This is a genomic window from Mesoterricola sediminis (genome assembly GCF_030295425.1).
In the GTDB taxonomy this organism is placed as follows: Bacteria; Acidobacteriota; Holophagae; order Holophagales; family Holophagaceae; genus Mesoterricola; species Mesoterricola sediminis.
This window is the reverse complement of sequence record NZ_AP027081.1, coordinates 1,338,120-1,354,303: the sequence shown is the minus strand read 5'-3', so window position 1 is coordinate 1,354,303 and position 16,184 is coordinate 1,338,120. Positions and strand designations below refer to the sequence as shown.

The 16,184-nt window shown below is 70.7% G+C and carries 15 protein-coding genes and 2 tRNA genes; 12 read left to right on the top strand and 5 right to left on the bottom strand.

All coding sequences use genetic code 11. The features are described 5' to 3' along the window. Nucleotides 1-34 precede the first annotated feature (34 nt). From clpP to R2J75_RS05725, 5 genes are all read left to right on the top strand, one after another. Entirely contained in the window at nucleotides 35-631 is a 597-nt protein-coding gene (clpP, locus tag R2J75_RS05745) for an ATP-dependent Clp endopeptidase proteolytic subunit ClpP (RefSeq protein WP_243334079.1), read from the top strand. A 539-nt stretch (nucleotides 632-1,170) separates the two neighbouring features. Next, nucleotides 1,171-2,304, top strand: a complete 1,134-nt coding sequence (gene hisC / locus R2J75_RS05740) for a histidinol-phosphate transaminase (protein ID WP_243334078.1) — start codon at nucleotides 1,171-1,173, stop codon at nucleotides 2,302-2,304. Nucleotides 2,305-2,350: 46 nt separating this feature from the next. After that, nucleotides 2,351-3,226, top strand: a complete 876-nt coding sequence (locus tag R2J75_RS05735; RefSeq protein ID WP_243334077.1) for an aldose 1-epimerase family protein — start codon at nucleotides 2,351-2,353, stop codon at nucleotides 3,224-3,226. A gap of 61 nt (nucleotides 3,227-3,287) precedes the next feature. Next, nucleotides 3,288-4,388: a redox-regulated ATPase YchF gene (gene ychF, locus R2J75_RS05730; RefSeq protein ID WP_243346364.1), complete on the top strand. Its 1,101-nt coding sequence runs from the start codon at nucleotides 3,288-3,290 to the stop codon at nucleotides 4,386-4,388. Nucleotides 4,389-4,460: 72 nt separating this feature from the next. Beyond that, nucleotides 4,461-5,744, top strand: coding sequence for a PilZ domain-containing protein (locus tag R2J75_RS05725; RefSeq protein WP_316411238.1), 1,284 nt, complete (start codon nucleotides 4,461-4,463; stop codon nucleotides 5,742-5,744). On the opposite strand, the gene R2J75_RS05720 is transcribed toward R2J75_RS05725, so the two are convergent. Next, on the bottom strand, nucleotides 5,731-7,899 hold the full coding sequence (locus R2J75_RS05720) for a protein kinase domain-containing protein (RefSeq protein ID WP_279341964.1): 2,169 nt from the start codon (nucleotides 7,897-7,899) through the stop codon (nucleotides 5,731-5,733). The genes R2J75_RS05725 and R2J75_RS05720 overlap by 14 nt on opposite strands. A gap of 2 nt (nucleotides 7,900-7,901) precedes the next feature. Continuing rightward, the gene (locus R2J75_RS05715) at nucleotides 7,902-8,747 is read right to left on the bottom strand and encodes a zinc metalloprotease HtpX (protein WP_243334071.1); all 846 of its coding nucleotides are present in this window, start codon (nucleotides 8,745-8,747) and stop codon (nucleotides 7,902-7,904) included. Nucleotides 8,748-8,880: 133 nt separating this feature from the next. On the opposite strand from R2J75_RS05715, the gene R2J75_RS05710 reads away from it, so the two are divergent. After that, complete coding sequence (locus R2J75_RS05710) at nucleotides 8,881-9,525, top strand: hypothetical protein (protein WP_243334069.1); 645 nt, start codon at nucleotides 8,881-8,883, stop codon at nucleotides 9,523-9,525. 17 nt (nucleotides 9,526-9,542) lie between these two features. Here the strand turns inward: R2J75_RS05710 and R2J75_RS05705 are convergent, their stop codons facing one another. Genes R2J75_RS05705 through R2J75_RS05695 form a run of 3 tightly spaced genes read right to left on the bottom strand, consistent with a single transcriptional unit; the run spans nucleotide 9,543 to nucleotide 11,914 of the window. Further along, nucleotides 9,543-11,120, bottom strand: a complete 1,578-nt coding sequence (locus R2J75_RS05705) for a PP2C family protein-serine/threonine phosphatase (RefSeq protein ID WP_243334067.1) — start codon at nucleotides 11,118-11,120, stop codon at nucleotides 9,543-9,545. Between the two features lie 8 nt (nucleotides 11,121-11,128). Continuing rightward, nucleotides 11,129-11,560 (bottom strand): ATP-binding protein, encoded by a 432-nt coding sequence (locus R2J75_RS05700; RefSeq protein WP_243334064.1) that lies wholly within the window; start codon nucleotides 11,558-11,560, stop codon nucleotides 11,129-11,131. Continuing rightward, nucleotides 11,561-11,914 (bottom strand): STAS domain-containing protein, encoded by a 354-nt coding sequence (locus R2J75_RS05695; RefSeq protein ID WP_243334062.1) that lies wholly within the window; start codon nucleotides 11,912-11,914, stop codon nucleotides 11,561-11,563. A 123-nt stretch (nucleotides 11,915-12,037) separates the two neighbouring features. On the opposite strand from R2J75_RS05695, the gene R2J75_RS05690 reads away from it, so the two are divergent. From R2J75_RS05690 to tig, 6 genes are all read left to right on the top strand, one after another. Then, a complete protein-coding gene (locus R2J75_RS05690; RefSeq protein WP_243334060.1) occupies nucleotides 12,038-13,063 on the top strand; it encodes a hypothetical protein in 1,026 nt (341 codons plus the stop codon). A 74-nt stretch (nucleotides 13,064-13,137) separates the two neighbouring features. Next, entirely contained in the window at nucleotides 13,138-13,431 is a 294-nt protein-coding gene (locus R2J75_RS05685) for an FYDLN acid domain-containing protein (protein ID WP_243334058.1), read from the top strand. Beyond that, complete coding sequence (locus R2J75_RS05680) at nucleotides 13,428-14,399, top strand: adenosine deaminase family protein (RefSeq protein ID WP_243334056.1); 972 nt, start codon at nucleotides 13,428-13,430, stop codon at nucleotides 14,397-14,399. Before R2J75_RS05685 ends, R2J75_RS05680 begins: the two co-directional genes overlap by 4 nt. A 46-nt stretch (nucleotides 14,400-14,445) precedes the next feature. After that, nucleotides 14,446-14,522, top strand: a tRNA-Arg gene (locus R2J75_RS05675). Between the two features lie 23 nt (nucleotides 14,523-14,545). After that, nucleotides 14,546-14,630: transfer RNA gene (locus R2J75_RS05670), tRNA-Leu, on the top strand. A 33-nt stretch (nucleotides 14,631-14,663) separates the two neighbouring features. Further along, nucleotides 14,664-16,115 (top strand): trigger factor, encoded by a 1,452-nt coding sequence (gene tig, locus R2J75_RS05665; RefSeq protein WP_243334054.1) that lies wholly within the window; start codon nucleotides 14,664-14,666, stop codon nucleotides 16,113-16,115. The last annotated feature ends 69 nt before the right edge of the window (nucleotides 16,116-16,184 follow it).

Here is a 16,184-nt window from a genome sequence, read left to right as displayed (position 1 = left end):
CAAGGCAAGTAAGCTGAATCCGGAAGGAGCATCCATGGAACGCGCCTACTATCCGCCCATCGTCATCGAGGAGACCCCCCGGGGCGAGCGGAGCTATGACATCTATTCCCGCCTGCTCAAGGACAACATCATCTTCCTGGGCACGGCCATCGACGACAACGTCGCCAACGCCATCGTGGCCCAGATGCTCTTCCTGGAGAGCGAGGACCCCGACAAGGACATCCAGATCTACATCAACAGCCCCGGCGGCAGCGTGACCGCGGGCCTGGCCATCTACGACACCATGCAGTTCGTGAAGAACGACATCGTCACCTACTGCATCGGGCAGGCCGCGTCCATGGGCGCCCACCTCCTCGCCGCGGGCACCAAGGGCAAGCGCTTCGCCCTGCCCAGCGCCCGCATCATGATCCACCAGCCCTCGGGCGGCGCCCAGGGCCAGGCCTCGGACATCGAGATCACCTTCAAGGAGATCCAGCGCCTGAAGGACAGCCTGGCCGGCGCCCTGTCCAAGCACACGGGCCAGCCCCTCAAGAAGGTCACCAAGGACATGGACCGCGACTACTTCATGAGCGCCGAGGAAGCCATGGAGTACGGGATCATCGACCGCGTCCTCTCCGAGCGCCCGGCCTAGCGCAGCGCCCGCCAAGTTGCCTGAATCATCCGAGGGGAGCGGCCGCTGCACCTCCATCGGGGGCCTGGCCCCCTAGGGCGTCGGAAAGGCCGGGCCTTCCCGACTGTCGCCCCCTGGGGGCCCCATGCCGGGCCCCCAGCCCCCCGCACGTGCCGCTCCCCTCGCGTACGGATGATCCAAGCAACTTGGCATCCTCCTCGCCCAGGCTTGGCCTGGCGCACGCCCCGTTCATCCTGCCCATCTGCGTTCATCCCCGTTTCCGCAGGGCCAGGGAAGCCGTGGGTCGGCGCGTGCAGGTCAGGCGTGCACCTGCCCGACCCATGGCTGGCCCTGCGGAAACGGTGATGGACGCAGATGGAAATGAAGTCAAAGCGGCTCCATGCGCCAGCTGGGGCCCCGCGACCCCTGGGGATTTTATATTTCTTTATGGGAAATCCAAGTTTCCCAGTTGTGATCGATGCCGCAGGGGTGGGGCGGAGTTGTGACGCAATTCCTTGGCCGGCCGGTTCAAGGTAGGTGATCACACCACGGGATCCGCCATGACCCTCCTGTCCAACCAGGCCTTCGACATCCTCCGCCAGATCCCCCTCTACGTGCCGGGCAAGCCGATCCAGGAAGTCCAGCGCGAGCTGGGCCTCGCGTCCATCGTCAAGCTGGCCAGCAACGAGAACCCCTGGGGCCCCACCGAGGCCGTGAAGGCCCGGCTCCGCAAGGCGGTGGAAGGTTCCAGCGACGAGGGGCTGGGCCTCTACCCCGTCTCCGACGGCTACTACCTGCGCACGGCCATCGCGCGCCGGCGGGGCCTGAACGTCGACCAGCTCATCCTCGGCAACGGCTCCAGCGAGATCATCGAGATGGCGGCCAAGGCGGCCCTGGTGGGCGGCGGCAGCGCCGTGGCGCCCAAGCACGCCTTCGCCATCTACGGCATCGCCACCCAGACGGCGGGCGGCCGGTTCATCGAGTGCCCCTGCAGCCCCACGGAGCTGGACGTGGACGCCATCCTGGCCGCCGTGCAGGCTGACACCCGCGTCGTCTTTCTCGGCAACCCCAACAACCCCACCGGCGTCATGCTCGGCCGGGAGGGCCTGGAGCGCCTGGTGCGCGACCTGCGCGACGACATCCTCCTCGTGGTGGACCAGGCCTACGCCGAGTACGAGGACCCCGAGACCTACCCCGACGCCAAGGCCTACCTGGAGGAGCGGAGCAACCTGCTCGTCCTGCACACCTTCAGCAAGATCCACGCCCTGGCGGCCCTGCGCATCGGCTACGGCATCGGCCACCACAAGCTCCTGGCCCTCCTGGAGCGCGTGCGCAGCCCCTTCAACACCAACATGCTGGCCCAGGCGGCCGCCGAGGTGGCCATCGAGGACTACGCCTTCGAGGCCATGTCCCGCGCCCGGAACCACGAGGCCCGCCAGGCCTTCCTCAAGGAAGCCCAGGAGCACCGGTGCCAGGTGACGGGCATGGCCGGGAACTTCATGCTGCTCGAGTCCATGCTGCCCGCGGCCGAGCTCTTCAAGGACCTGCTCCGGGCCGGCGTCATCGTCCGCCCCATGCAGGGCTACGGCCTGCCCAACCATGTGCGCGTCACCATGGGCAAGCCCGAGGAGATGGACGCCTTCTGGGCCGCCATCACCCCCATCCTGGACAACGCCGGCTGCGGTTGCCGCTAGGCGCCCGGCCACGTATCCTGGGACGGCACCCGAACCGGAGGCCGCATTGGCCGTCTACACCATCGCGAGCGACGAGCTCACCGCAGCGGTGCGAACCGCGGGCGCGGAGCTCTGCCGCCTGCGCACCCGCAAGGGGCTGAGCCTCCTCTGGGGGGGCGACGCCGCCGTGTGGGCCCGCCAGGCGCCGAACCTCTTCCCCGTCGTCGGGGGCCTGAAGGACGACACCCTCCGCCACAAGGGGCGCGCCCACTCCATGCCGAAGCACGGCTTCGCCCGGGACCGGGAATGGACCCTCAAGCGCCTCTGCGGCCACGAGGTGGTGCTCCGCCTCCGGGACGACGAGGGCACCCGGGCCATGTACCCCTTCGCCTTCGACCTCCTGGTGACCTTCCGCCTGGACGGGGAGGCCCTGCGGGTCCAGTACGACCTGACCAACCCCGGCGACGCCCCCCTCCTGGCGAGCCTGGGCGCCCATCCCGCCTTCCGCTGGCCCCTCGCCGAGGGCGCCCCCCGGGACCGCCACCGGATCCTCTTCGAGCGGCCCGAGACCCCCTTCCTGCCCGTGCTGGACGCCCGCGGCCTCTTCGGGCCGGGCAACATGCCCAGCCCCCTGAACCACCGGGAGCTCCGCCTCTCCGACGCCGTGTTCCGGGAGGACGCCCTGGTCTTCAACCCGGTGGAGAGCCGCCACGTGCGCTACTCCGGCCCCGGCACCCCCGTGGTCGAGGTGAGCTGGGAGGGCTTCCACCAGCTGGGCATCTGGTCCAAGCCCGGGGCCGGCTTCGTCTGCATCGAGCCCTGGCGCGGCTTCGCGAGCCCCGCCAGCTTCGACGGCGAGTTCGGCGAGAAGCCCGGCGTCTTCCAGGTGGCCCCGGGGGCCACCACGAGCTGCGCCTACACCATCCGGGTGCTCCCCGCCTGAACCGGCGATTGCCGCCGGGGCCCGCATCTGGGACACTGGACGGTCTGGCTTAGGAGCATCCATGGCAGTCCAGTGCGGCATCGTGGGCCTTCCCAATGTTGGCAAGTCCACGCTTTTCAATGCCTTGACCCGGGCCGGGGCGGCCTCGGCCAACTATCCCTTCTGCACCATCGAGCCCAACACGGGCGTGGTGGACGTACCGGACAGCCGGCTTGACAAGCTGGCGGCCATCGTGAACCCGGCCCGCATCATGCCGGCCAGCCAGGAATTCGTGGACATCGCCGGCCTCGTCCGGGGCGCCTCCAAGGGCGAGGGCCTGGGCAACGCCTTCCTCGCCAACATCCGCGAGACCGACGCCATCGTCCAGGTGGTCCGGTGCTTCGAGGACGGGGACATCACCCACGTGGAGGGCGGGGTCAACCCCGTCCGGGACCTGGCCATCATCGACACCGAGCTGATCGTGAAGGACCTGGACGGGGCCGAGAAGGCCCTGGACCGCCACCGCAAGGTGGCCAAGAGCGGCAACAAGGAGTCCCAGGCCCTGGTGGCCGTCCTCGAGAAGGTCCACGCCGTCCTGGACGCCGGCGCCTGGGCGAAGACGGCGGAGCTCGGCCGGGAGGACCTGGCCCTGGTGAAGTCCTTCGGCTTCATCACGCTCAAGCCCATGCTCCTGGTGGGCAACATCTCCGAGCAGGACATCCCCGCCCCCGAGGGCAACCCCCACTACGCCGCCCTGGTGGCGGCCGCCGCGGAGCGCGGCTGCCCGGTGATCCCCATCTGCAGCAAGCTGGAGGCGGAGATCCAGGAGCTGAGCCCCGAGGAACGGCCCCTCTTCCTGGAGGAGGCCGGCCTCTCCGAGCCCGGCCTCGACCGGCTGATCCAGGCCTCCTTCCGGCTGCTCAACCTCCACACCTACTTCACCGCCGGCCCCAAGGAAGTGCGCGCCTGGACCATCCCCATCGGGGCCACCGCCCCCCAGGCGGCGGGCGTGATCCACACCGACTTCGAGAAGGGGTTCATCCGCGCCCAGGTCATCGGTTATGAGGATTACATCAGCCTCAAGGGTGAACAGGGGGCCAAGGAAGCCGGCCGCATGCGGTCCGAGGGGAAGGAATACGTCGTAAAGGATGGCGACGTCATGCATTTCCTCTTCAACGTCTAAGAAAAAGTCCTTCCCACCCATGCCGATTTGAAGCAAGGTGAATGGGCGCAATCAGTTCACACGTGAAGCCCCATGGCGAAACCGAGGTCGGGAAAGCCCGAAGAGAATGAAACCCGCATCGAGGATCCGGAGGTCCTCCGGGCCACCTTCCTCGAAATCCTCAACGCCGGCGTCGAGTTCCCCATCAAGGTGGAGGGCACCCACACCCTTCCCTACTTCTCGACGGTCAAGGCCCTCGACTGGGAACAGGGCACCCTGGTGCTCAAGCTGGTGCGCCCCCTGCCCCACGAACTCCTGGTGGGGGCCGTCTTCCACTTCCTCTGCTCCGCGGGGGAGCAGCGCTTCGAAGGCTTCCTCGAGTACCGGGGACGCGAAGGCTACCTGCAGTACACCTTCCGGGTGCCCACCTTCCTGGTGCTGGCCGACCGCAGGATCCACCCCCGCTACCCCTTCCGGCCCCGGGAGAGCGCCTACGTCATCCTCCAGGACGCGGACGTGCCCGGCCTGGGCGTCGCCGGCCCCCTGGCGAACATCAGCATGGGCGGCCTGGCCATGCGGGTGGACCGCATCATCCGCCTCGACACGGGCATCCGCATCCCCCCCGCCAGCGCCGTCTTCCAGCGCGGCAAGGGCTTCCCGCGGGTGCGGGTCCAGGGGCTGCCCCGGCTCCACGTGCTGGAGGTGCGCGGCATCACGGCCCACGCCTACGAGCGGGGCACGGAGGTGATCCTGGGCCTCAGCTTCGCCGGCCTCTCCGGCGAGGAGGAGGCCGCGCTCCGGGCGGCCCTGGACATCCGCGACCGGCTGCAGCGGGGCGCCCTGGCGGGTTCCCGCCCCGAGAGCGGCCCGATCGTGCTGCGGAGCGAGAACCGGTCCGCCCCACCCGAGGCCACCGCGCCGCTGGATCCGGAGGCGCCGGCCTTCGGGGCGGACCTGCTCCGCCGCCTCCGCCGCCGCACCGCCCTGGTGGCCCTCGTCAAGGCGCCCGGCCCCGCCCGGGACAGCCTGGAGGCCCGCCTCCGGGAGGCCGGGTTCCTCCGGCTCCAGGTCGCCGGCACCCTGGAGGAGCTGGCCGCCGCCTTGGCGGATGAGCCCAGGCGCCGGGCGCCCCGGCTCTACCTGGTGGACCTCGCCACCGCCCACACCGGGGACGCGGAACCCCTGGAGGCGGTGCGCGCCATCGAGCGCGGCGTCTCCGGCGGGGCCGGGGCGCCCACGGTCATCCTCTGCGACGACGTGGACCCCACCCTCCTGCTCTCCCAGGCCGCCCAGACCCGGTATCTCTACACGAACTTCCCCCCCGAGTCCCTGGAGACCCTGGACGCGCTGCTGGAGGAGGACGTCAAGCCCGTTTGACGGGCGTCACCTTGATGGTGTCCCCCCCGGCGGTCCGGCGGAGGAGATCGTCCTGGAGGCGGTTGCCCCCCCGCAGGACGGGGTCGGAGGCGTCCTTGGCCAGGAGGATGCCGCCCCGGGCGTTCCGGTGGACCACGCACTCCTCCAGGGTCACCTCCGCGTCCTCCAGGAGGAGGATGCCGGTGTCCTTGCCGTCGCGCAGGTCGCAGCGCACCAGGAGGAGGCTGCCCCCGGGCTCCACCTTGGCGCCCGTGAGGGCGTTCCCGAAGATCTCGCAGGCTTCCAGCACGCCGCGGCCGCGCCAGGCGCAGACCACCCCGAAGGCGCGGTTGTCGTAGATCTTGCAGCCCTTCATCTGCATGGTGGCGCCATGGTGCACGAGGGCGGCGGGCTCCTGGTTGGCGCTCAGTTCGCAGGCCTCGAGGGTCATGAGTCCCTGGTCCATGATGGAGACCCCCAGGCCCAGGTTGCCCTGCACCCGGCAGCGGCGCATCTGGACGGAGGCCCCGTCGGCCCCGTGGGCGCCGCCCAGGGCGTGGCCGCCCAGTTCGCAGTCGTCCAGCACGGCCGTGCCCCGCTCCAGGGCGAGGACCCCGATGGACCCCGAATCCAGCACCCGGGTGCCCGTGAGTTCCGCCCGGGCCTCGGCCTCGATCTCCACGCCCCCGGCCCGCTGGCCGGAGACGAGGCAGCCCTCCAGGGAGGCCTGGGCCCCCGGCAGCAGGTGGATGCCCGTGCCCTCCGTGTTGCGCACCCGGCAGCCCTTCAGCAGCACCCGCGCGCCCGAAGCCGCCCGGACGCCGCACCGGAAGTCGCCGGACACGAGGCAATCCTCCATGCGGACCACCGTCTTGGGGGCCGCGGCGACCGCGGCCTCCCCCCGGCCGCGCAGGGCGCACTTGCGGAGGACGGGGTCGGCGGCGGTGCCCGACAGCAGCACCCCCACGCCGGCACCCACGTCCAGGTCGCAGTCCTCCATCTGGACCCGCCCCCGGACGACGGTGACGACGGGGCCCGGATCGTCCTGGGCCCCCTGGAGGGTGAGGCCCGCCAGGGACACCTGGCCGGCGTCCAGGACGAGGGCGGGCCCCTTGGGGCTCTCGATCACCACCTCCGAGGCGTCGCCCTGGCCCTGGATGGCCACGTCCTTGTCCACCACCAGGGCTTCCCGGTAGACCCCCGGCAGGACGAGGATCCGCGCGCCGGGCTCGGCCTGGCGCAGGGCCACCCGCAGGCTCATGCACTGGCCCTTGCCGCTGCGGCCCACCACGAGGGTGCGGGGCTCGGACGGCGCGGGCGCGGCGGCCCGGGCGGGAGCGCCGCCGCGGCGGATCCCGCCGGCCATGGCCTCCCGCACGGCGGCGGCCATCTCGTCGGCGTTGGCGAAGCGGTCCGCGGGGTCCTTGGCCAGGGCCCGCAGCGCCACGGCCACGAGGCCGGGGCCCAGGGCGGCCTGTTCCTCGGCCGTGAAGGGCGCGGGCTCCATGCGCAGGATGGCGGCGAGCACCGACATGGGGCTGTCCCCGGAAAAGGGCTTCCGGCCGCCGGTGAGGATCTCGTAGAGCACCACGCCCATGGCGAAGAGGTCCGAGGCCGGCTGGGCGCGGCCCGACTCCAGGTACTCGGGCGCCATGTAGTTGGCCGTGCCCATCCAGTTCCCGGCCTGGGTCAGCTCGCTGGTCTCCACATGGGCGACCCCGAAATCCATGAGCTTGGCCACGGGCCGCCGCCCCAGGCGGGTCACGAGGATGTTGGCGGGCTTGATGTCCCGGTGGACCACGCCGCGCTCGTGGGCGAAGGCCAGGCCCTCGCAGGCCTGGGCCAGGAGCTCCAGCAGTTCCTCCGTCCCGTAGTCGCCCCCCCGCAGGGCGGCGGCCAGGTCCTCCCCCTCCACGTACTCCATCACCAGGTAGTGGGTGCCCTCGTCCTCGCCGAAATCGAAGATCGTGACGATGTTGGGGTGGTTCATGGCCCCGGCCGCGCGCGCCTCCCGCTCGAAGCGGGCCTGGGCCTCGGCGGTGAAATGGGCGTTGGGACGGATGGTCTTGACCGCGACTTGCCGGCCCAGGACCGGGTCCCGGGCCAGGAACACCTCGCCCATGGAGCCGCTGCCCAGCAGCTTGACGATCTCGAACTTCCCGATGCGCTCCCGCATGGTCAGCGCATCTGCACGGCCATGGCGTTGAGCCGCTCGATGCGCCGGCTCAGCGGGGGATGGGTGCTGAAGAGCCCCATGAGGCCGCCGCCCCGGAGGGGGCTCACGATCATCATGTGGGCCGTCGCGGGCTGGGCGTCGCGCATGGGCACCTGCTGGTTGTAGGACTCCAGGCGCCCCAGGGCGGACGCGAGCATGTCCGGACGGCCAGTCACGTGGGCGGAATAGTCGTCGGCCAGGTACTCCCGGGAGCGGCTGATGGCCATCTGGAGCAGGATGGCCGCGATGGGACCGAGGATCATGACGAGGATGGCCACGAGGGCGTTGCCGCCGCCCTCGTCGTCATCCCGGCGCGGGCCGAACCAGAGGGCGAGGCGCGACACGAACATGATGGCCTGGGCCAGCACCGCCGCGAGGCTGCCGATGAGGATGTCCCGGTGCTTGACGTGCCCCAGCTCGTGGGCGATCACCGCCTCCAGCTCCGGGCGGGAGAGGGCCCGCAGGATCCCCTCGGTCACGGCCACCACCGCGTGCTCGGGGTTCCGGCCGGTGGCGAAGGCGTTGGGGGTCTCGTCGGGGATGATGGCCACGCGGGGCATGGGCAGGCCCGCGCGCTGGGCCAGGGTGGCCACGATGGCGTGGAGTTCAGGGGCGTCCTGGGGGCCCACGAGCTGGGCGCGGTAGGCGGCCAGGACGATGCTGTCCGAGAAGAAATAGCCGACGCCGTTCATGAGGATGGCGAAGCCCAGGGCGAGGATGATGCCCATGTCCCCGTAGAGCAGGTTCCCCACGAAGACCAGGACGCCGGTCATGACCATGATCAGGAGGAAGGTCTTCATTCCGTTCATAAGCGACTCCCGTCCCATCGTAGCCGCACCGGCGGGAGCCTTCACCTCCGCCTCCGGACGGACGGAAGGGATCCGGCGGGAACCTGCGCCCCGGCCGGGGCACACCACAGGCAGGAGTCGAAATAAATTAATTATGAATAGTTCCACCCGTCCCCGCGTCCCCGCCCTGGCGGGGGCGGCCCTCGCCGTCCTGCTGGCCTGCGGCGGCGGCGGCCGCCGCCCGCAGAATCCCGCGGCCGTCTCCACCGTGGCCCTCTCCCCCCGCCAGGTCACCGTCCAGACTGGCGGTTCCGTCGTGTTCACGGCCACGGCCAACACCACGGGCGGCGTGTCCACCGCCACCACCCTCACCGTGGTCGAACCCGGCGGCGGCCAGATCCAGGCGGACAACGCCACGTACGTGGCCCCGGCCACGGCCGGCGTCTACCACGTGCGGGCGGCCCTCGTCGCCTTTCCGACGGTGACCGACCAGGCCGAGGTGACCGTGACGGACGCGCCGCTCCTGGGCGGGGCCATGCGCATCGTGAACCCCCTGGACTCCCGGACCTCCGACCGGGTGGCGGCCAACGCCTCGCTGCGGGTGGCGGTGGCCGAGAGGCCGGGCACGTACACCCTGTCGGTCCTGGAAGCCGGCCGGGGGGCGGTGGAACAGGATCCCGCCCATCCGTCCCTGTGGACCTACCGCGCCCCCGGGACGCCCGGCACCGCCACCCTCCAGCTCGCGCGCGTGGCGACGGGCGAGGTGGAGACCCGGACGCTGGTGATCCTCGAGCCGTGAGCGGCGGGGCGCCGCCCCTACAGCCGCTTCACCACCACCAGCGTCACATCGTCCTTGAACCCGCCGCCAGCCATGTGCTGGAAGGTGCGGGTGAGCAGGGCCTCGAACAGATCGTCCGCGGTCGCGTCGGGGAGGGACCGGACGCATTCGACGAGCGGGGCCTCCCCCAGGTCCGCCCCCTGGGTGTCCTCGGCCTCCACGACCCCGTCCGTGAAGATGACCAGGGCGTCGCCGGGCCGCATCGTGGCCCGCCCCTCCGTGAAGGCCGCGCCGGGGAGGAGGCCCACCATGGGGCCCGTGGGCATCAACCGTTCCAGAGGCCGTCCGTCCCCCGGCACCAGCAGGGGCGGGTTGTGGCCGGCGTTCACGTAGCGCAGGTCCCCGGTGGCGGGGTTGAGGCTGCCCATGAAGAGGGTGGCGTAGCGGTTCCGGTCCCGCACCTCGTTCATGCGGGCGTTGAGGCGCAGGGCCAGCTTGCCCCAGTCCTCGACGCGCCGGTCCGCCATGGCCCGGAGGAAGGCGGAGAGCTGGGTCATCATGAGGGAGGCGGGCAGGCCCTTGCCCGAGATGTCCGCCACGGCCAGGTGGAGCCGGGGGCTCCGGTCCACGTCCGAGGCCATCCACAGGTCGTACAGGTCGCCGCCGACGGCCTGGTAGGGGAGGTTGGCCGCCGCGCACTGCCAGCCCTCGGGCTCGGGCAGGCGCTTGGGGAGGATGCGCCGCTGGATGTTGCGGGCCAGCTCCAGGTCCTTCTCCAGGCGCATGGCCTGGATGCGGCTCTCCCGCAGTTCGAGGGCGCTCAGCTGGCTGCTGGTGATGTTCAGCAGGGTTTGCAGGAAGAGCTCGTCCTCGTCCGTCAGGGGCCCCAGGGGCGGATCGGCGGCGTAGGCGAAGCCGTGGCTGTGGTCCTGGTCCCGCAGTTCCACGGCGTGGATGAGGCCCTTCTCCAGGAAGATGCGGTGCAGGTCGTCCCCGGTGAGGGCATCGGGCAGGGTGCCCAGGCCCCGGCTGTGGAGGACGGTGCCGTCGGCCCCCACCACGAGCAGGCGCTGGATGTGGAACTCCCCCGCCAGGGTGTTGCCCATGAGGCGGATCAGCTCCACCCGGGTCTCCACCTCCCCCAGGTTCCGGGTGAGGTCGAAGAGGGTGTTGAGGCGGCTCAGCTGGAGGGCCAGGGCCCGGTTCTGGTCGCTGCGGGTGGCCTCCAGGCGGCGCCAGGCGAGGAGGGGCGCCGAAATGGACAGGAGGAGGGTCAGGGCCACGGGCGGCTGGGGCGTGCGCACAACCAGCCAGCCATACTGCTCGTCCCCGTAGACCCAGGGCAGGCTCGTCCAGCCCTGGCCGGGGTTGGAGGGATAGGGGGTGGCGGCGCCCCGCAGGAAGAGCCAGCGGGTGCCGTTCCAGAGGCCGCCCTGGGGGGACTTGGCGATGCCCAGGGCCGTCACGCCCACCAGGTGGATGAGCGCCTCCTCCGTGACCTGCTCCGGGAAGGTCTCCAGGAAGTCCACGATGGGCAGCAGCTCCTGGGTCCCCTCGGGGATCCGCGTGCAGAGCTCCCGGAGTCGCTCGAAGGGGGAGAAGGGCTCGGGTTCCATGGGGGCCTTCAGGAGACCCGCTTGATCATGCAGCACTCCGACCGGCCGTCGAGGTTCTGGAAGTGGATCTCGTCCATGAACCGGCTCATGAGGAGAAGCCCGAGGCCGCCCTTCCGGGGGTGCTTCACGTATTCCCGGGGATCGGGCAGGACCACGTCCTCGTCATGGAGGCCCCCGCCCGTGTTCCAGATGCGGATCTCGAGGCGGTCGGGCGTGAACCGCAGCTCGATCTCCACCTGGTGGTCCGATTCGCCCCGGTAGGCGTGGATGATCACGTTGGTGACGGCCTCGTCCACCGCGATGGAGACCTTGGCCGCGGTGGCGTCGTCCATGCCGGCCACGAGGGAGGCCCGCTTGGCCATGGCCGTGACCAGGTTGAGGTAGCGGGTCTGGCTGGGGATGACCAGCCGGAAGGCTTCGGGGTCGGCCGCGGGCTTCACTCAGGCCTTCCCGCTCAGCGCCTCGAAGGCGTCGGCGTCGCTCCGGAACACCCGGTAGAGCTGGGTGAAGCCGAGGGTGTCGAAGATGGCGTAGACGTTCTCCGCGAGGTTGCAGAGCAGGATGTCCCCGCCGTTCTCGCGGACGGTCTCGATGAGGCCCATGATGGCGCCGAGGCCGGCCGAACTGATGTAGTTCAAGGCGCGGCAGTCCAGCAGGATGGTGAAGCGCCCCTGGGCCACCAGCTTCTCGAGGGCGTCCTCGAACATGCGGACGGTGTGGGCGTTGATGAAGCCCTCCGGCCGCAGCACGGCCACCCCGTCGACCTCCTTGACCTGGATTGAAAGATCCGCCATCCGCGCTCCCCACGGGCCCCGCCTGGGGCGGACCCGGACCAGGGTGAATCCTAGCGCCGGACGGGAATAATTGCCAGCCGGGGGATGCCTTGGGATACCATGCTGGAAAAGCCAGGATCCCAGATGGACGCCCAAGTTCAGGCATCGGTGAAGCACCTTCTCCAGGAATGGATGACCCGCAGGCAGCAGGCCCTGCTCGAGCAGGTGATGGTGGCGTGGAGCGAGGCCGCCTCGCACCTGACCCCGGACGACGCCCTCCTCGAGGCGCTCCGGGCCGCCATGCCCGTCCCCGCCCCCCCGCCCGTGCCCGAGGCCATCCCGGCCAGGGCCGAGGCCCTGGAGGCCGCGCTCGACCGCCTGGAGGACGCGGGCACCCAGGGCGAGGTCCTCAAGCAGCTCCTGGAGGGCCTCCACCCCTTCGCGGCCCGGAGCGCCGTCTTCGTCATCAAGCAGGGCATCGCCACCCTCTTCTCCCTGCGCGGCTTCGACGGCACCGCCCCCCGCACCCCCGTGGTGCCCCCCTCCGACCTGGAGGCCCTCCTCCACGGGCGCCTGCGCGTCCTCCAGGAGGACAGCGCCGCCTACCCCGCCCTCCTCGGCGCCCTGGCCGCGGCCCCGGCCCGCCAGGCCCTCGTCCTGCCCCTTCGCCTGCGCCGCAAGGTGGTCGCCCTCCTGCTGGCGGATGGCGGCGAGGCGGACCTCCTCGCCGGCAGCGCCCCCGTCCGGGCCCTGGCCCTGGCCGCCGAAGCCAAGCTGTCCCACCTGGCCGGCGCCAAGGAGGAGGAGCGGACCCCCGCCCCCGAGGTCCACCCCTCGAGCCTGACCCAGCGCATCCCCGAACCCATCGCCGAGGCCGCGCCGGCCCTCGATCCGAAGGTCCGCCAGAACGCCGAGCGGAGCGCCCGGGTCCTCGTCGGGGACATCGAGCTTTACTTCCCGGCCAAGGTCGCCCAGGGCCAGCAGCAGGGGAACCTGTACGCCGCCCTCCGGGACGAGCTGGACCGGAGCCGGGCCTCCTTCGTCGAACGCTACGGCGGGGACCTCGAGTCCCAGCACCAGATTTTCTACAACACGGTCGTACACCAGCTTTGCGGAGGGGACCCCTCCCGGCTCGGACCGGCCCCCTGGGCCGCCTCCACCCACCCCTGAGGGCCCCCGGTTTTCCTATACAGATTCGGCGTTTCGTGGTAAATCCTTGTCCCTTAAACGGGATTGAGGAAGCCATGGCGAATCTTGGGAAGAAATGGAGCTGCTTCGGGTGCAATGCCAAATTCTATGATTTCGGCAAACCGGAGCCCGTCTGCCCCAAGTGCGGCGCCAACCAGAAGGAGGCGCCCGCCAAGCCCAAGGCCGCCAAGAAGGAGAAGGCCGCCCTGCAGATCGATGACGACTTCATCGCCGAAGGCGAGGCCGACGTGGCCGCCGAAGACGGCCTCGAGGAGAGCCTCGGCATCTCCGGCGCGCGGGCCGAAGGGGTGGATCCCGGCGACCTGCAGATGGACGACTACGACGAATGACCGGGTCCTGCCCGACCGTTGACCGGCACGCCCATCTGGAGGGCAGCCTGGATGCGGACTGGGTCCGGACCGAGGCCGCGAAGCTCGGCCGAACGCCTCCCGCGAGCCTGGAGGCCCTCTGGCGCGGCGAGGCCGTGCCCTTCGAAGGCTTCATCGACGCCTTCTTCTTCGCGTGCGGCTTCCTCACCAGCGCCGAGGCCGTGCGGGACGCCGTGCGCGCCACGGTCAAACGGCTGCCGCCGGCCAACGGCGCGGACCGCGGCGTCGACCTGTGGGTCTCCCCGCACTTCCTCGTCCGCCAGGCCAGGTTCCTGGACCTGGACGCCCTCTGGCGGGGCCTGGACGACGGCATCCGCGAGGCCCGCGCCCAGGGCGTGAAGATCGTCGCCATCATCGACGCGGTGAACCACTTCGGCGTGGACCACGGCCACGAGGTGCTCGACCTCGTCCTGCCCGGCCTGCCGCCGTGGGTGGCCGGGTTCTCCACGGGGGGCCTGGAGCGCGTGCCCTTCCGGGCGTGGGCGCCGGTGTTCGAGCGCGCGCGCAAGGCCGGGCTGCGCCTCGCCGCCCACGCCGGCGAGAACGGGCCGGGCTCCAACGTGCGGGACGCGATCCTGGACGCGGGGGCCACCCGCATCGTCCACGGCGTGCGGGCCGCGGGCGATCCCGCCCTCGTGGAGCTCCTCGCCGAGCGGCGCATCCCCCTGGACATCTGCCCCACCTCCAACTTCGCCCTCGTCCCCGACCTGGGCGCGCACCCCCTGCCCCGCTTCCTGGCGGCGGGGGTCCGCTGCGCCCTCGGGACCGATGATCCGGGCGTCATCCCCACGACCCTGCCCGGGGAATGGGAGCAAGCGGCCAAGCTTGGCCTCGCCGACGGGGACCTCGAGAAACTCAGGACCTTCGCCGTGGAGGACGCCTGGTGCTTCCAGGCGGATCAGCCCGGGGGGGGCCTCCCGCCGTTTTGACCCGTGAAATCCTGCGCCGATCATGGCAAAATAGCGGTTTCGTTGTGCGCCCGTAGCTCAGCTGGATAGAGCATCAGGCTTCGAACCTGAGGGTCGGGCGTTCGAGTCGCTCCGGGCGCACCACGACAGATCTTTCGCAGTACCCAGCGAATGTGGCGGAACTGGTAGACGCACTGGATTTAGGTTCCAGCGGTTCGCACCGTGCGGGTTCGAGTCCCGCCATTCGCACCAAGTCAGAAACCCAAAACCGGTACAGGAGCATCCATGCCGTCCAGCCTCACCCACCACTCCCCCACGCGGAAGTCCATCGACGTCACCGTCCCGGCCTCGGAGGTCTCGGAGGAGTACGGCAAGGTCCTCGCGAAGATCGCGCCCAAGGTGCGGATCCCCGGTTTCCGTCCCGGCAAGGCCCCCAAGGACGTGCTGATGCAGCGCTACGAGCGCGAGATCCTCTCCGAGGTGGCGGAGAACCTGGTGAACCGCCACTTCATGCAGGCGGCTTCCTCCGAGGGCGTCTTCCCCATCTCCCGCCCCGCCCTCGAGAAGGTGGACCTGAAGGAGGGCGAGCCCGGCTCCTTCCGCGCCATGTTCGACGTGGCCCCCGCCGTGGACCTGCCCGACTACAAGAACCTCACCGTCACCAAGCGCAAGCGGGCCATCGATGACGAGGCCGTCGCCGAGCACCTGGAGAGCCTGCGCCAGCAGAACGCCAAGTTCATCCCCGTGGACGACGCCCCCGCCGGCCTCGGCCACTTCGCCACCCTCGACATCAAGGTCAAGCCCCAGGGCATGAAGGCCATGACCTACACCGACCAGGTGATCCAGCTCGCCGAAGGCCGCCCCTTCGACCAGGAGATCGTGGGCATGAAGGTCGAGGAGACCCGGAAGTTCTCCATCACCATCCCCGCCGAGGACCCCAACCGCGCCATGGCCGGCAAGGCCGTGGCCTACGAGGCCACCCTCAAGGACCTGCGCCGCCGCGACATCCCCGAGCTGGGCGACGAGTTCGCCAAGGACCTGGGCGAGCACGAGAGCCTCGAGGACCTGAAGGCCTTCGTCCGCAAGGACCTGGAAGAGGCCTCCGAGCGCGACGCCCTCACCCGCCTGCAGTCCGCCGTCCTGGACGCCCTGCTGGAAGCCGCCCCCTTCGAAGTGCCCGCCTCCATGGTCAGCCTGCAGCTGGATGACTACTGCCAGGAATTCGCCGAGATGGCCGCCCGTCAGGGCGTCGATCCCAAGAACATCAACTGGGGCGCCTACCGGAACAGCCGCAAGCTGGATGCCGAGCGGGCCGTCCGCAGCGGCTACCTGCTTCAGGCCATCGGCAACGCCGAGGACATCCAGGTGAGCGACGAGGAGATCGACGCCGAAGTCCGCGCCATCATGGACGAGCACAAGATCCAGCAGCCCTTCGAGGCCTTCCGGGCCAACCTGGAGCAGCGCGGCGCGACCACCGAGATCAAGGGCCGGGTCCGCACCGACAAGATCTTCGAGCTGATCCTGAAGACCGCCACCATCCAGGAGGAGCTCCTGGACAAGGCCGCCTTCGCGGCCCAGGTGGAGCTGGAGCGCCGCCGCGAGGCCGGCATCCCCCAGGCCCGCTATGACGCCGGCGGCGTCGAGGGCGGCGACCTGGAGCACCAGGAGGGCGGCGATCCCGCCGCCGTGAAGGCCGCCGAGCACGTCCACGGGCCCGACTGCGACCACGACCACTGATCGCTCCCGGCCCCCGCGCCCCCGCCTTCCTCCGGGAACGCGGGGGCGCGGTGCGTTTGGGCCGGTCCC

Bases quoted from the DNA above. Each gene is read 5' to 3' on its own strand.
- R2J75_RS05705 (WP_243334067.1), bottom strand. From the start codon at position 11,120: ATGGAACCCGAGCCCTTCTCCCCCTTCGAGCGACTCCGGGAGCTCTGC.
- clpP (WP_243334079.1), top strand. From the start codon at position 35: ATGGAACGCGCCTACTATCCGCCCATCGTCATCGAGGAGACCCCCCGG.
- R2J75_RS05690 (WP_243334060.1), top strand. From the start codon at position 12,038: ATGGACGCCCAAGTTCAGGCATCGGTGAAGCACCTTCTCCAGGAATGG.
- R2J75_RS05710 (WP_243334069.1), top strand. From the start codon at position 8,881: ATGAATAGTTCCACCCGTCCCCGCGTCCCCGCCCTGGCGGGGGCGGCC.
- hisC (WP_243334078.1), top strand. From the start codon at position 1,171: ATGACCCTCCTGTCCAACCAGGCCTTCGACATCCTCCGCCAGATCCCC.
- R2J75_RS05725 (WP_316411238.1), top strand. From the start codon at position 4,461: ATGGCGAAACCGAGGTCGGGAAAGCCCGAAGAGAATGAAACCCGCATC.
- R2J75_RS05720 (WP_279341964.1), bottom strand. From the start codon at position 7,899: ATGCGGGAGCGCATCGGGAAGTTCGAGATCGTCAAGCTGCTGGGCAGC.
- tig (WP_243334054.1), top strand. From the start codon at position 14,664: ATGCCGTCCAGCCTCACCCACCACTCCCCCACGCGGAAGTCCATCGAC.
- R2J75_RS05680 (WP_243334056.1), top strand. From the start codon at position 13,428: ATGACCGGGTCCTGCCCGACCGTTGACCGGCACGCCCATCTGGAGGGC.
- R2J75_RS05695 (WP_243334062.1), bottom strand. From the start codon at position 11,914: ATGGCGGATCTTTCAATCCAGGTCAAGGAGGTCGACGGGGTGGCCGTG.
- R2J75_RS05715 (WP_243334071.1), bottom strand. From the start codon at position 8,747: ATGAACGGAATGAAGACCTTCCTCCTGATCATGGTCATGACCGGCGTC.
- ychF (WP_243346364.1), top strand. From the start codon at position 3,288: ATGGCAGTCCAGTGCGGCATCGTGGGCCTTCCCAATGTTGGCAAGTCC.
- R2J75_RS05685 (WP_243334058.1), top strand. From the start codon at position 13,138: ATGGCGAATCTTGGGAAGAAATGGAGCTGCTTCGGGTGCAATGCCAAA.